Here is a 14379-nt window from a genome sequence, read left to right on the forward strand (position 1 = left end):
TACATATGACCGCAAGCGATCCGGAACACCTGAGAACTTCAACCTTGCAACCACGGGGCCGTCCACATATGGGTCCCCGATCGCGCTTCGCTTGTCGGGGATGACAATCAGTGGGCGGGACAAGGTCGTGCGTCAACGTCAATCTCGGTTGTCATCCCGGGCGAACGTCAGTGAGACCCGGGACCCAGTACTCCGTGTCCTCTTGGATCAAACCGTAGCTTTCACCTCAAGCAACCAACCTCGCGGGATACTGGGTCCCTGCCTGCGCAGGGACGACAACCGGGAGTGTGGCATGGTCTTGCCCACTCATCGGTTCAATCTCGCCCCTGCTCCCTACTCGTTCACCACCATGGCGATCGCCCAATCGTCGCCGTCCTGGATGAGGTGGTAGTGGCAGGTGAATTCCAGCACGGCATCGCCGTTGTCGTTTTCCTGGTGCCAGTCCAGAGTGACGAGGGCGGCCGTGCCGCTGACGTGGCTGGACGAGACATGGAAGTCGGAATAGGTGACGCCTTCCTTTTCAAGGACGGCCAGCAGCGCCTCGATATTCTCCAGGAGTTCGTCTTCGTCGGAGAAGACATGGCCCTTTTCGTGCTGCCAGATGATCGCCGGCAGAGCGAAACAGTCGGCAATCCGCTCCGCGTCGAAATCGTTGAAGCCGGTCTGATAGTCGTCGAAGAGCTGCGCGATCGCCTCGATGGCCTCGCCCCCGGGATCGGCGCCCGATCCGTTGGTCCCGCGCCCGTTATCGTCGGACATGTCTTGCCCCATCCTCTTCCGCCTGCCGGATCTTTTGAAACTTCGGCAGCATCTCAGCCTATCATATTGACGGGATGCAGCTGTCGTCCATCCACATGCGGCAGGTATCCAGAGAAGGATGAGTCTTCCTTTGGTCGGCCACCCTCCTAGCGGGGGATGTTCTGGCAGGAGGCGTAGAGCCCGACGAGCTGTCCGCCGTTGGAACACAGGATGCCGCCCCACTGAAAGCCGCGCTGACCGTTGTCCAGCGCCACCTCGAACCAGTCGTAGCCATCAAAGCTGACGCCTGTGTTGGACAGAATGGTCAGGTAGGTTCCGTCCTCGATGTTGCCGATCTGCGGGTAATTGGTTCCGGGGCCCGCACGCAGCCGACCGCCGAGCGACTGGCCGACATGGTTGAGCTGTTCTGGTCCGCCGAGAACCGTCGGAGGCGGCGGCGCCACCGGAGCGCGGGCGGTTGTCACCTCACACGGGAACGACACGTCGCCGAGCCAGAGGGTTCCGCCCTGTTCCGTCCTCTGGAACGAGATGCCCGAATTGTCGCTGACGTAGGCGCCGTTCGGCATCGCCGGGAGCGAGGCGATATCGTCGGGCCCGGTATACTGGGCTCGGCCCTCTTCCGGGATCGTCTCAACAAAGGCATCGACCGTGCCGGTCCGGCACTTGTAGGTGCGGTTTTCCGAGGCCGCCGCAGCGGATGAACCGACGGCAGCGCCGATGAGCGCAAGGGCAAAGGTCAACAGCAAACGGGATCTCACATTATCCTCCGAGTCGAAAATCATTGATCGCAATTCCCGCCGGATCTTACCCGAAGTGATCCGGCGCTGGCCACTGCTGACAGGAACCATTCACCGGCATCTCGCCTTTCCGGTTCGTCCCGCCTACAACAGGCTTATGGCTGTCGAAGTCCCCTATTCGATATTTCAGGCGCACCCGGAGTAATTGATGAAATACAAATGGCACGGGTTTGCTGAAGTGGCGCCCTTTGAAGTCAACGCTGAAGTGTTGGAAGGGGCTTCCGGCGCATTCGTGAATGTTATCGCGTTGGCACGCGACATAGATGAAGTCCAAGATCTTACGCAGAACTGGCTCGGCCAATTCGGCCTGAATCTAATCACCCTTTCCAACGTAAAGTTGATCACCTCGAAGGCTTACCAGAAAGGCGGTTTGCCTGATGAAATGCTCCAACTGGCAAATCAGGTGAGCGAAACCTGTCCCGTCCAGTTTTCAACATTCGATGCTTTTCCATAATAAACTGGCATTTACGAGAACCCGTTAGCCTTCTCTACGACCTATCAGACACTTCATGACCCCAAGTCTTCTCCCTCAGCGTTTTCAGGACTGGTTCGCCGCGAGGGGCTGGGCGCCGCGCGCGCATCAGCTGGAGCTGGTGGAGAAGCTCGGCCAGGGCCGCTCCACGCTGCTCATCGCCCCCACCGGGGCCGGCAAGACGCTGGCGGGCTTCCTGCCGAGCCTCGTGGAGCTGGAGGCGCGGGGCAAGAAGAAACCGGGCTCGGCCGGATCGCAGGGCGTGCATACGCTTTATATCTCGCCGCTGAAAGCGCTCGCCGTCGACATCGCCCGCAACCTGGAAGCGCCGGTGTCCGAAATGGACCTGCCGATCCGGATCGAAACCCGCACCGGCGACACGCCGTCCCACAAGCGCCAGCGGCAGAAGCTCAATCCGCCGGATATGCTGCTGACCACGCCGGAGCAGATCGCCTTGCTCCTGTCGGATCCGGCCGCGGAACAGCTGTTTTCCTCGCTGAAAACCGTCATCCTCGACGAGTTGCATGCGCTGGTGACCTCCAAGCGCGGCGACCTGCTGGCGCTTGGCCTTGCGCGCCTGCACCGTCTCGCACCGGGCCTCAGGACCATCGGCCTGTCGGCGACCGTCGCCGAACCGGATGACCTCAGGGCCTATCTGGTCGGCCAGCCCGACCCGGAGGGGCGCGCCCTGTCCGATGTGGTTGAGGTCGCCGGCGGAGCGGAGCCGGATATCTCCATTCTCACCTCTGAAGAACGGGTACCCTGGTCCGGCCATTCGGCCCGCTATGCGCTCCACGACATGTACCGGCTGATCAAGGATCACCGGGTGACGCTGCTGTTCGTCAACACGCGCAGCCAGGCGGAGGCGATCTTCCAGAACCTGTGGCGGATCAACGACGACACGCTGCCGATCGCGCTGCACCACGGCTCGCTCGACGTCGGCCAGCGGCGCAAGGTGGAAGCGGCCATGGCGGCGGGCGTGTTGCGCGCCGTCGTCGCCACCTCCTCGCTGGATCTAGGCATCGACTGGGGCGACATCGATCTGGTGGTCAATATCGGCGCACCGAAGGGCGCGAGCCGTCTGGCCCAGCGGATCGGGCGCGCCAACCACCGCATGGACGAACCGTCGAAGGCCGTTCTCGTTCCCGCCAACCGGTTCGAGGTACTGGAATGCCAGGCCGCCCTGCAGGCCTCCAAACGGGGCGACCAGGACACGCCGCCGCTCCGGAAAGGCGCGCTCGACGTTCTGGCGCAACACATCCTCGGGCTTGCCTGTTCGGCACCGCTTGACGTTGACGATACCTTTGACGAGATCCGCTCCTCGGAGACCTACCGGCATCTCGACCGGGAAAGCTTCGACAAGGTGCTCGAATTCGTCGCCACCGGCGGCTACGCGCTGAAAACCTACGAGCAATACGCGAAGCTCAGAAAGGGCAAGGATGGGCTGTGGCGGATCGCCCATCCCAAGATCGCGCAACAATACAGACTGAACGTGGGCACCATCGTCGAAGCGCCGATGCTGAAGGTGCGGCTCGTCCGGTCGAAGGCCGACGGACGGCGCACCCCGGTCGGACGCGGCGGACGCCTGCTCGGCGAGATCGAGGAATATTTCATCGAGCAGCTGGAGCACGGCGACACGTTCCTGTTCGGCGGCGAAGTGTTGCGCTTCGAGGGCCTGCGCGAGAACGAGGCCTATGTGTCGCGAGCGCGATCCGACGACCCGAAAATTCCCGCCTATATGGGCGGCAAGTTTCCGCTGTCCACCTATCTGGCCGAGGGCGTGCGCGCCATGCTGGCGACGCCTGCCACATGGCCCAATCTGCCGGAGCAGGTGCGCGAGTGGCTGGAACTGCAGAAGCTGAAATCGAAGCTGCCGGAGCGCGACGGCCTGCTGGTGGAAACCTTTCCCCGCAACGACAAGCACTACATGGTCTGCTACCCGTTCGAAGGTCGGCTGGCGCACCAGACGCTCGGCATGCTGCTCACCAGGCGGCTGGAACGGCTCGGCGCCCGGCCCCTGGGGTTCGTCGCCAATGACTATGCGCTTGCCGTCTGGGGCCTGGGCGACCTGTCGCTGTATTTTTCCACAGGCAAGATCGACCTGAACGGGCTGTTCGAGGAAGACATCCTGGGCGACGATCTGGATGCGTGGCTGGCGGAATCCAGCCTGATGAAGCGCACTTTTCGCAACTGCGCGGTGATCGCCGGCCTGATCGAGCGCCGGCATCCGGGAAAGGAAAAATCCGGCCGGCAGGTCACGGTCTCCACCGACCTTATTTATGACGTTTTGCGCGCCCATGAACCGGACCACATTCTCCTGAAGGCCACGTGGAACGACGCGGCCGAAGGACTTTTGGATATCTCCCGGCTGAGCCAACTTCTTTCCCGGATCAAGGGTCGAATCACGCATACTCGCCTTAGCCGGGTATCGCCGCTTTCGGTCCCGATCCTTCTGGAGATCGGCCGGGAGCCCGTTTACGGCGAAGCCATGGAGAGCATTCTGGAAGACGCAGCCGAAGATCTTGTCCTGGAGGCCCTTGGATGACCGCGCTGAGTTCGCATTCGCGCCAATTCGCCACCGTACCCGTGTGTCACGACATCCAGGTCAACGGGCAGCTGGTCGGCCTGCACGACAGCGGCGCGCTCTGGTGGCCGGAGGAAGCCACCCTCGTCGTCTCCGACATGCATCTGGAAAAAGGCTCGTCCTACGCCCGGCGCGGCACATTGCTGCCGCCCTATGACACGGCGGTCACCCTGGAAAAGCTTGCCGCCGTGATCGATGCCTTCGAGCCGACGCGGGTGATCTCGCTCGGCGACAGCTTCCACGACGAAAACGGCTCCGACCGGCTGCCGCCGTCCTACCGGGCCATGCTGACATCGCTGCAGCTCAACCGGGAATGGATCTGGGTGACCGGCAACCACGACCCGATCGCGCCTGTCCGCCTGTGCGGCGAGACCGCGGAAGAGGTCACCATCGGGCCGCTGACCTTCCGCCACGAGCCGACGGAGACGATCAGCCCGACGTTAAGCGCGGGCGAGGTCTGCGGCCATCTGCATCCGGCCGCCCGCGTGCGCCGCTTCGGCCGCTCCATCCGCCGCCCCTGTTTCCTGACCAACGGAAGCCGCCTCGTCCTGCCCGCCTTCGGCGCGCTCACCGGCGGGCTCAACGTTATGGACCGGGCGTTCTGCAGCTACTTCGAACCCCGCCGCTTCTCCGCCTTCCTGCTCGGCGACAACCGGCTCTACCCGTTCACGGCCTCGCGGCTGATCGGGGACTGAAGCTTTAGCGTTCAGCTCAGATCATCAAGTTCTTCGTGAATACTGCCGACGATTTCGGCGCGTTGCTGCGCGGATTTGCCGGCAACGGAGGCATAGGTCAGCGCCAGAAGCCGGATGGCGCTGCCGACGGCCGTGTGCGACGGACCGAGGGCGAAACTGGCGACATGGCAGGGCAGCACCACCTTTGACGAGCGCTGCATTTCCAGCATGGTCGTCCGGTCGGTGATCGTGATGACATTCAGCCGGCTGGTCTTCGCGTAGCCCAGGATGGCCTTCAGGATCGTCGGCTGCGGCGGCAGGGTGATCAGCAGGAGCACATCCTTCGGGCCGGTCATGGCGAGATCCTCCGCCCAGGAACCCTGGTTGATGCCCAGGATCATCACGCTGTGGCGCAAGCGCGAGAGCAGCAGCCGCGCGTAGCGGGCGAACCCCTCTTCCGACCCGAGACCCAGCACCCAGACACGCGGCGCCTCGCCGATCAGTTCGGCCGCCTCGCGCACCTTGTCGGAGCGCAATTCCTCGAAGGTCCGGGTGAGATTCTTGAGTTCAAGCTCCAGATGGGCCCCGATCGTGCGCCCCAGGGCCATCTGTTCGGAATTGGTGACGGACAGCTCGTAGGGCTCGGTGCGGTTGCGCTCCTCGCGGGCCTGAAGCTTCACCTCATTGAAGTCGGCATAGCCCAGATGCTGGAAGAAACGCGCGGCGGTCGCCTTGGAAACCCCTGCCATTTCCGCAATTTCGGTGGCCGAATGGGTGAGGATGTCATCCTGCCGGTCCAGAACGAGCTGGGCCAGTTTCTGCTCCCCCGCCGTGAGCTTCGAATACCGTTCCTGAATTCTCAAAACGAGGCGCGACGCCATGAAACCAACCCGATTCTGAAGTTCGCATGAAAAATTATTAGCATCCCACTTGCAATAATGAAACATCAGTTTCATGATCATGAAACGTTGAAACTCGAGGAAGCAATGTCCAGTTCACGTCTAATCCGGCAACGCATCTGGGATCGGTTGAAGGACGCCGCGAAGGCCGATACGCGCCTTCACCTGGACTTCGCGGAAGTCATTCCGGATTTCAAAGGCTCCGGCGAGGCGACCGACCGCATCGTCGCCCAGGACGCGTTCAGGAACAGCCGGCTGGCATTCGTCACGCCGGACAACTCGATGACCGAACTGCGCCAGCGGATGATCGAGGCCGGAATCCCCTTCGTGATGTCGACCTACAATATCCGCCGCGGATTTCTTTATCTGGAACCCGACGTCGTGCCGGAGGGTGCCGCGCTTTATGCCTCCTGGCTCGACGGGATGGAGCATTTCGCAAGGCCGGTCAGCCTGGAGGACATCGCCGCGCTCGGGCGGTTCGACTTCGCGGCGACCGGTGCTTCGGCCGTCACGACGGAGGGTATCCGTTTCGGCAAGGGCCACATCTATTTCGACCTGGAATGGGGCATGTTCACCGATCTCGGGCTGATGGAGGAGACCACGCCGGTGGCCGCCATCGTTCACGACGTTCAGGTGGTCGACGAGAAGATCATGGTCAGCGAGACCGATATCGCCATCGACATGATCGCGACTCCGACCCGGCTGGTCCATGTGGAACGCCAAACGCGCCGCCCGCGCGGCATCCGCTGGGACCTGATCTCGAAAGACCGGATTTCCGAAATCCCCCCGCTGCAGGAGCTTGCCCGCATGCGGGGCATTGCATGACACCTACCCGAATAACGGAGACTGATCCAGATGAACATTGCCCTCGATAGACGCCGCTTCCTGTCCCTGATGGCCGCCACCACGGCCCTGCCCGCCATGAGCCGATATGCCGGCGCCGCCACCCCGTTCAACTTCCAGGCCTCGTGGATCAACGATGCCGAGTTTACCGGTTATTTCATTGCCGCGGACAAGGGCTACTACACCGACGCAGGCCTGGACCTGACCTATTTTTCCGGAGGCCCGGACGTCATTCCCGAAAGCACGCTGATCGCCGGCAAGGCGGATCTGACGCTGACCACGCCCGATACGACCATCAAGGCGATTGCGGAACAGGGCGCGCCCTTCAAGATTATCGGCGCGCAGTATCAGAAGAACCCGATCGGCATCGTGTCGCTCGCCTCCAACCCGATCAAGACGCCTGAGGACCTCATCGGCAAGACCCTCGCCGCGCCGCCGGTCAACGTGATTTCCGTCGAGGCCATGCTGAAGATTTCCGGTGTCGACCGGTCGAAGGTCAACATCGTGCCCTATGCCTATGACCCGACGCCGCTGATCAAGGGCGAGATCGACGCCTCGCTCGATTTCACCACCAACGTTCCCTACACGATCGACCAGGCCGGTGCCGAGGCAACCTCCTTCCTGCTTTACGATTTCGGATTCACCATCTTCAACGACACGGTGGTCGTCACCGAGGAAACGCTGAAGACCAGGCGCAAGGACCTCGTCGCCTTCCTCAAGGCCTCGCGCATGGGCTGGGACGAGAACTTCAAGGACACCACCGTCTATCCGCCGATGTTCGCCGACAGCTGGTTCAAGGGTACCGGCCGTTCGATCGAGAACGAAATCTATTTCAACGGCGCGCAGAAGCCGCTGATGGAAGCCCCCGGCGGCATCTTCTCCATGAGCGAGGAAGCGATCGAGGCCAATATCAAGGCGCTCGCCGAGGTCGGCATCGCCGCCAAGCGGGAGTATTTCGACACCACCGTGCTGGAAGAGATCGGATGAGCGCGCAAGCGGCCATCTCCATCAATCACGTGTCGCGGTCCTTTGCGGGCCGCGGCGCTGCCGTCCAGGCGCTGGACGATGTTTCCCTCGACTGTCCGGCCGGGTCGTTCACCGCCCTGATCGGGCCTTCGGGCTGCGGCAAATCCACCATGCTCAGGATCGCCCTCGGCCTCGACACGCCCAATGAGGGCGATGTCCTGATCGGCGGCATGAAGCCGTTCCAGGCGGCGAAGAGCGGCATGACCGGGGTCGCCTTCCAGGATGCCGCGCTGATGCCCTGGCGCTCGGTGGAAGACAACATCATGCTGCCGCTCGACGTCCTGAACCGCAACCGGACGGAATTCGAAGAAAAGGTCGCGAAGCTCATCGACCTGGTCGGGCTTTCCGGATTTGAAAAGGCTCTTCCGGGCGAGCTTTCCGGCGGCATGCGCCAGCGCGCCGCGATCGCGCGTTCGCTGGTCACGACGCCGCAGGTGCTGTTTCTGGACGAGCCGTTCGGCGCGCTCGACCAGATCCTGCGCCGCCAGATGAACGTCGAACTGCAGCGCATCTGGATGGAGAACCGGGCGACGACGCTGCTTGTAACCCATGGCATCGACGAGGCCATTTTCCTGGCCGACCGTGTCGTCGTCATGCAGAGCCGGCCGGGCCGGATCGGCAAGATCATCGACGTCCCCTTTATCCGCCCGCGCCGGCCGGAGCTTTTTTCCCTTCCCCCTTTCCACCAGCTGGAAAGGGAAATCGCGGAGGCCCTTGATGGCCACTGACGCCATGGCCGGCCGCGCGACGAAAACAGCCGAAAAGGAGGCCGCCGGAACCCGGTTCGCTCACCTCGCGACCTTACGCAACTGGCTGATCCTGTTCGTTCTGTGGGAGATTGCCGGGCGTCTGAAACTGGTTGCCGACGGCGCCTTGCCGGCGCCTTCCAGCGTGCTCTTCCGGTTATGGACCGACCGGGCGGACTATCCGGCGCATATTCTGGCGACGGTCGAGGCGGCGGGCGCCGGCTTTCTGATCGGCAACGTTGTCGCCGTTGCCGCCGGTGTCCTCTTCGCCCTTTATCCGGTCACGGCACGGCTGGCGCGCGGCATCAATGTCGCGATCTTCGCCCTGCCGCCGATCGCCATTTCCCCAATCCTCGTCATCACCTTTTCCGGCATGGAGCCGCGCATCATCCTGGCGGCGGTCGGCTGTTACTTCGTCACCATGAGCGCCACCGTCACCGGGATCACCCAGACCGACGGCCGGGCGATCGACATCGTCAGGGCCTATGGCGGCGGGCGCTGGCAGATCCTGCGTTACGCCCAGTTCCGAAGCGCCCTGCCCTCCATTCTCGCCGGATTGCGGATTGCCGCGCCCAATGCGGTTCTCGGCGCCATCCTCGCCGAATTCGGCGGCGGCGGGCGCTATGGCCTGGGGGTCTACCTGATCGGCTCGCTCGGCCGCGGCGAACCGGATCGGCTGTGGGGCATCGGCCTTGCCGCCACCCTGATCGCCGGGCTTGCCTATGCGCTCTTCTCCGTGCTCGCGGCACGGCTGACCGGCGCGTCCAAGGCCGTCACCGTTCCGGCGAGCCCGCCGGCAGCGGCAAAGGATGCCAACCGGCTGCACGAGGCGGGCCTCGTTCTCGCCTCGCTCGCCCTGCCCTTCCTGCTGTGGTGGCTGCTGCTTTATGCCATGGGTACGCCGGCCATGATCGCCAAGACCCCAGCGGCGCTTTTCGACTACCTGTTCCTTGCGCCCAACAGCGCGGCAAGCCAGGCCAAGCTCCTTGCGGCTCTCGCCCAGACTCTGCCCATGACCATCATAGGCATGGCGCTCGGCCTTGCCTTTGCCTTTGCGCTTGCCCTCGGATCCGTGCTTTTTCCGGCGATCATCCGGGGCTTCATGCCGGTGGCCCTGGTCACCCAGACCATGCCGCTGGTGGCGCTGACACCGCTTCTGGTGCTCATGCTCGGCCGCGGTCCGTCGGTGATCCTCTGGATTACGGTTTCGGTGACCTTCTTCCCGGCCTTCGTGACCCTGGCGCAGGGGCTCTCGCTGGTGCCGCGCGCGGCCCTGGACGTGCCGAAGGCCTATGGCGCTGGCCCGCTGAAACAGTTGCGCTTCGTCTCGATCCCGGCCTCGCTACCCTATCTCTTCGCCGCGACACGGCTTGCCGTTCCACGCGCGCTGCTCGGCGTCATGATCGCCGAATGGCTCGCCACCGGCACCGGCCTCGGCAACCTGTTGAACCAGTCACGCGGATATCTGGACTACGGCATGATCTGGGCCGTCGCCGTCGTCTCCGTGCTGGTCTCCGTCCTCTTCTATCAATGCGTCGTCGTCATTGAGCGGCGCGTCCTGTCCAGGCGCGGCATGGCGCCCGCGCAATAAGCATTCAGGGAGTTTCAACATGGATATCGTCGACCACAAGACCTCGGTTCGCGAACGCGTCTGGAGCGAATTGCGCAAGGTTGCCGTACCGGACAGCCGGTTTCACTTCGACTTCGGAGAATTCATCGCCGATTTCGAGGGCGGCGAAGCGGCCGTGCAGAGGCTCGTCGATCACTCTTATTACCGCGATTCCGGCTACATCTTCATCACGCCGGACAATTGCCTGGACCGCCTGCGCCTGCGCGCGCTGCAGGACGGCAAGAAAGTGCTGATGACGACCTATTCCATCAAGCGCGGCTTCTGGCTGCTCGATCCGGCGGAAATCGACCCGGAGCTTTATCTCTATGCCTCCACGCTGGACGGCATGGAGCATGTGGGCAAACCGCTGACGCTCAAGGATATCGCCGCCATGCCGACGGTCGACTACATGGTCACCGGAACCGGGGCCATCAACACCAAGGGCATCCGCTTCGGCAAGGGCCACGGCTTCTTCGACGCCGAATGGGGCATGCTCTACCAACTCGGCCGGGTCACCACCGCGACGCCTTCGGCCGCGGTGGTGCACGACTGCCAGGTTCTGGACGAAGACCTCACCCCGGATGTCTACGACACGGTCGTCGACGTGATCTTCACACCGACCCGCACCCTGTCCGTGGACAGCCCCCACAAACCCACCTGCGGCATCATCTGGGACCGGCTCGACCCGCACATGTACGAAACCATCCCGCCGCTGCAGGAACTGAAGGGGATGGGGCTGTAGGGTCGGAATGGAATCGAGCCTTGGGGCGAATGGTTCTGCCAGTTGCCGGCTTGCGACTGACCGGGGACTAACGCTTCCATTGGTAGGACGTTCGACCGGACGGCATTTCCTTCTTTACCAAGGAAATCTCTGCGCCAACCTGGGGCGGCATCCCATTCGTATCGCCGGATGCGGTGATCTTCTGGCCGCTATCGAGTGCCACGAATATGTGAATTAGATCCGGATGGAATTTGGAGTCAGTCGGCCCCCATGAAATCACGGTTCCGGAAACGGTGGACCACTTTGCCTGGCTGTTATCGTATCCGAACCAGACGAATACCGATCCCAAGGCCACCAGTGCCGCAATGACGACCAGAACGGAAACGATGCGCTCACGCCAAATAAGATAGGTTACCCACCGGTTTCGAGACATGGGAAACCCTAACCCGCCCCGCCGTTGCGGCTGTACGGGGTGCTGGAATCCCAGAGATAAATCGTTCTGCCGGAGGACGTGGTCTTTCTTGTGAGCGAGAGCGCTTCGCCCACCAAGGGCGCCCGGCCGCTGGCCTGCGCCACCGCGGTGACCCGCTCACCGGCTTCCAGTTGCAAGAAAACCCAAATGACAGGAGACCCGGTTTCATCCAGGTTTCTGGACCACGAGAGCACCGTGCCTTCGGCCGTAGAATAATTCGCAGGACCAAATCCGCTCTTAAGCGAAAGAAGTCCGATCCCGACCCCGATAAACCCTACAAGGACGACAGCTATGGGGCTGATCTGCGGGATCTTTTCGCGGAGATTGAGGTAGATCAGGCGCCGGTTTCGATACATGGCGAGAGATTATCCGCATAGGACAGAAGACACAATCAGGGATGGTGCATTCACAGCCTGTGCGTTAAGACAAACCTCTATCCGAACCCCTTGATCCGCCTCGCCGTTTCCGGGTCCAGAAAGCCTCTCACGGTTGCTTCCGTTTCCAGGGCCATGGCCATTTCCAGGCTGGCGCCGCCGGGTCTCGTCAGGATGCGGCGGAGGTCCTGGAGGGGGCCCTTCGGAAGGGTAGCGAGGCGTTTGGCGAGGGTGGTGGATTTTTCCAGGAGGTCTTCGTCGGGGACCACCTCGCGGATCATGCCCCACTCGTAGGCCTGTTGGGCGTCGAAGCGGTCGCCGAACAGGATCATGTCGCGGGCGCGCTGGAGGCCGACGAGGCGGGGGAGGAGTTCGGTGACGCCGCCGGTGACGAACAGGCCCCAGGAGATTTCCGGGAAGAAGAAGCGGGTGCCCTCAGAGGCAATCGCGAAGTCGCAGTTGATCACCCATTCCAGGCCGCCGCCGACGGCCCAGCCGCGGATCGCGCCGACCACCGGCGTGTCGCCGAGCACCATGGCGCGAGTGACGTCCTGGATGCGTTCCACGTAGGCCGTGGTACCCACCTCGTCGGACACCTGGTCCTCGAAGTCCTTCAGGTCGTCACCGGAACAGAAGGCCCTTCCCTCGCCGGTCAGGACGATGGCGCCGACCGCCTCGTCCTTATCGGCCGCCGTCAACGCCTCCACCAGATCGTCCAGCAGTTCCGGCACGATCGCGTTGAGGCGCTCCGGCCGGTTCAGGGAAATCTTGCGGACGCCGTCGCCCAGGTCTTCGGTGAGAACGGTTCCGGTCATGCCTTGTCTGTCCTTATAATTCTGCGGGTCTTGCCTTCGGTGCGCGGCAGGGTGTTGAAGGGCACGATGGTGACCCTGGCGGTGATGCCGATGTCGCGCTTGAGGCGGGTTTCCACCGCCTCGGCCAGGCCTTCGTCGGCCGTGCTACCTGCCGCCAGTTCCGCTTCCACCGGCAGGACGTCGTAGGGACCCGGGCCGGGCAGCACGATGCGGTATTCGCCAGAGAGGCCGTCGAACTGGTTGATGGTCGCAGCCACCTGGGTCGGGAAGGCGTTGATGCCGCGGATGACGACCATGTCGTCGGCGCGGCCGACCACCCGGAAGCGCGGCGCGGTGCGGCCGCAGGGCGCCCTGCCCGTTCCGGTCAGCTCGATGATGTCGCCAGTGCGGAAGCGGACCAGCGGCTGGCAGTGGCGACGCATGTGGGTCAGAACCAATTCGCCCCGCTCGCCTTCCCGCCAGGGCAGGACGGCGGCCGTTTCCGGATCGATCAGTTCGGGATGGAGAACGTCCAACGCGACGAAGTGAAGGTCGTTGCTCTCGTCCGTCTGGCCGGCGAAATTGCAGAAGACATCGGTGACGCCGTAATTGGCGTTGCGCACCCTGAAGCCCCAGGTTTCCTCCATACGGCGGCGGAAGTCGGCGTTGTCGAGACCGGCCTCGCCACCGAACAGCCCGAGCCTCAATCCAAGGTCCTTCGGCTTCAGGCCGGGGAACTCTTCCTCGATCACCCGTTCCAGCACCGCCGGATAGGATGGGGTACAGGAGATGGCGGTGATCCCCAGTTCCTGAATGGTGCGGATCAAAAGCCGCGTGTCGCCGACGCCGAAGGGCACGACGGCGGCCCCCGTCGCCTCAAGCGTCATGTGGTCGGTCAACCCGCCCATCCACATGCGGTAGTTCAGGCAATGGACCACCCGATGTCCCGGTCCGAGGCCGCTTGCCGCCTGCGCCCTGCCGCCGACGACCGCCGTCTCATGGGCGTCCTGCGCCGACAGGACGAGATTCATCGCCGTTCCGGTCGTCCCGGACGTGCGGTGAACGCGGGCGATATCCGCCGGTTCGGCTGCCAGATAATCGCCGAAGGGCGGATGATCGCGCTGGCTTTCGCGCAGCATTTCCTTGTCGACCAGGGGCAGATCCGGAAAGGCGTCCAGCTTTTCGGGAGGACGATGTGCGCCCCAGGCGCGCCGGTGGAGATCGGACCGAGCGAGCACATAGGCGCGTTGCGTATCCCAAAGTCGCTGCCGGTGGGCGGCCAGTTCCTTGAGGTCTGCGAAATCGGCCCGGTGGTAGAGCATCACCGTCTCCAAAAAATGATACTGATATCATTTTCATTTTCATAGTATCGGATTTGTGTCAATATCCTTCATGAGTAAGGAAAGTAGACGCTTGATCCGGGAACAGACGATGGACTCTCTGCTTGTCGTCCCGGTTTGAAGCTATAGCGGCATGACCGGGATCAAGTACTCCGTGTGGTTGGCGATTGGAAAGAACGCAAACTCAACAGTTTACTGTTGGGGTGGACGGCCCCTACGGCATCGATGTGCCAGAATGAGGTTGTTACCGATCTCAAACGATGGAGCCG

At 62.9% G+C, this 14379-nt stretch carries 14 protein-coding genes; 8 read left to right on the top strand and 6 right to left on the bottom strand.

The features are described 5' to 3' along the window. Positions 1-333: 333 nt before the first annotated feature. Together ACN0SO_RS26785 and ACN0SO_RS26790 are read right to left on the bottom strand one after the other, a co-directional pair. Positions 334-759 (bottom strand): DUF4440 domain-containing protein, encoded by a 426-nt coding sequence (locus tag ACN0SO_RS26785; protein WP_417682869.1) that lies wholly within the window; start codon positions 757-759, stop codon positions 334-336. Between the two features lie 146 nt (positions 760-905). Next, entirely contained in the window at positions 906-1517 is a 612-nt protein-coding gene (locus ACN0SO_RS26790) for an SH3 domain-containing protein (RefSeq protein ID WP_417682871.1), read from the bottom strand. Between the two features lie 187 nt (positions 1518-1704). Here ACN0SO_RS26790 and ACN0SO_RS26795 point away from each other — a divergent pair, with 187 nt between their 5' ends. From ACN0SO_RS26795 to pdeM, 3 genes are read left to right on the top strand one after another with little or no spacing between them, the layout of a single operon-like run. Beyond that, a complete protein-coding gene (locus ACN0SO_RS26795) occupies positions 1705-2010 on the top strand; it encodes a hypothetical protein (RefSeq protein WP_417682873.1) in 306 nt (101 codons plus the stop codon). Between the two features lie 55 nt (positions 2011-2065). Then, complete coding sequence (locus ACN0SO_RS26800) at positions 2066-4573, top strand: ligase-associated DNA damage response DEXH box helicase (protein WP_417682875.1); 2508 nt, start codon at positions 2066-2068, stop codon at positions 4571-4573. After that, positions 4570-5307 carry a ligase-associated DNA damage response endonuclease PdeM gene (gene pdeM / locus ACN0SO_RS26805; RefSeq protein WP_417682877.1) on the top strand — a complete coding sequence of 246 codons (738 nt, stop codon included), beginning with the start codon at positions 4570-4572 and terminating at the stop codon, positions 5305-5307. The genes ACN0SO_RS26800 and pdeM overlap by 4 nt, the downstream gene beginning before the upstream one ends. 11 nt (positions 5308-5318) lie before the next feature. Here the strand turns inward: pdeM and ACN0SO_RS26810 are convergent, their stop codons facing one another. Then, complete coding sequence (locus tag ACN0SO_RS26810; RefSeq protein ID WP_417682879.1) at positions 5319-6167, bottom strand: MurR/RpiR family transcriptional regulator; 849 nt, start codon at positions 6165-6167, stop codon at positions 5319-5321. A gap of 105 nt (positions 6168-6272) precedes the next feature. On the opposite strand from ACN0SO_RS26810, the gene ACN0SO_RS26815 reads away from it, so the two are divergent. From ACN0SO_RS26815 to ACN0SO_RS26835, 5 genes are read left to right on the top strand one after another with little or no spacing between them, the layout of a single operon-like run. Next, positions 6273-7010, top strand: a complete 738-nt coding sequence (locus ACN0SO_RS26815; protein ID WP_417682881.1) for a 5-formyltetrahydrofolate cyclo-ligase — start codon at positions 6273-6275, stop codon at positions 7008-7010. A 30-nt stretch (positions 7011-7040) separates the two neighbouring features. Next, positions 7041-8015, top strand: a complete 975-nt coding sequence (locus tag ACN0SO_RS26820; RefSeq protein ID WP_417682883.1) for an ABC transporter substrate-binding protein — start codon at positions 7041-7043, stop codon at positions 8013-8015. Further along, the gene (locus tag ACN0SO_RS26825; RefSeq protein WP_417682884.1) at positions 8012-8782 is read left to right on the top strand and encodes an ABC transporter ATP-binding protein; all 771 of its coding nucleotides are present in this window, start codon (positions 8012-8014) and stop codon (positions 8780-8782) included. The genes ACN0SO_RS26820 and ACN0SO_RS26825 overlap by 4 nt, the downstream gene beginning before the upstream one ends. Further along, entirely contained in the window at positions 8772-10391 is a 1620-nt protein-coding gene (locus ACN0SO_RS26830) for an ABC transporter permease (protein ID WP_417682886.1), read from the top strand. The genes ACN0SO_RS26825 and ACN0SO_RS26830 overlap by 11 nt, the downstream gene beginning before the upstream one ends. Positions 10392-10410: 19 nt before the next feature. After that, positions 10411-11151 (top strand): 5-formyltetrahydrofolate cyclo-ligase, encoded by a 741-nt coding sequence (locus ACN0SO_RS26835; RefSeq protein ID WP_417682888.1) that lies wholly within the window; start codon positions 10411-10413, stop codon positions 11149-11151. Between the two features lie 420 nt (positions 11152-11571). On the opposite strand, the gene ACN0SO_RS26840 is transcribed toward ACN0SO_RS26835, so the two are convergent. The 3 genes from ACN0SO_RS26840 to ACN0SO_RS26850 all read right to left on the bottom strand — a co-directional run bounded on the left by ACN0SO_RS26840 (position 11572) and on the right by ACN0SO_RS26850 (position 14092). Next, positions 11572-11958, bottom strand: coding sequence for a hypothetical protein (locus ACN0SO_RS26840; protein ID WP_417682890.1), 387 nt, complete (start codon positions 11956-11958; stop codon positions 11572-11574). A 77-nt stretch (positions 11959-12035) separates the two neighbouring features. Then, complete coding sequence (locus tag ACN0SO_RS26845; protein WP_417682892.1) at positions 12036-12791, bottom strand: enoyl-CoA hydratase/isomerase family protein; 756 nt, start codon at positions 12789-12791, stop codon at positions 12036-12038. Beyond that, positions 12788-14092: a phenylacetate--CoA ligase family protein gene (locus ACN0SO_RS26850; RefSeq protein ID WP_417682894.1), complete on the bottom strand. Its 1305-nt coding sequence runs from the start codon at positions 14090-14092 to the stop codon at positions 12788-12790. Before ACN0SO_RS26850 ends, ACN0SO_RS26845 begins: the two co-directional genes overlap by 4 nt. Positions 14093-14379: the final 287 nt, after the last annotated feature.

Source organism: Roseibium sp., assembly GCF_048260565.1.
Lineage (GTDB): Bacteria > Pseudomonadota > Alphaproteobacteria > Rhizobiales > Stappiaceae > Roseibium.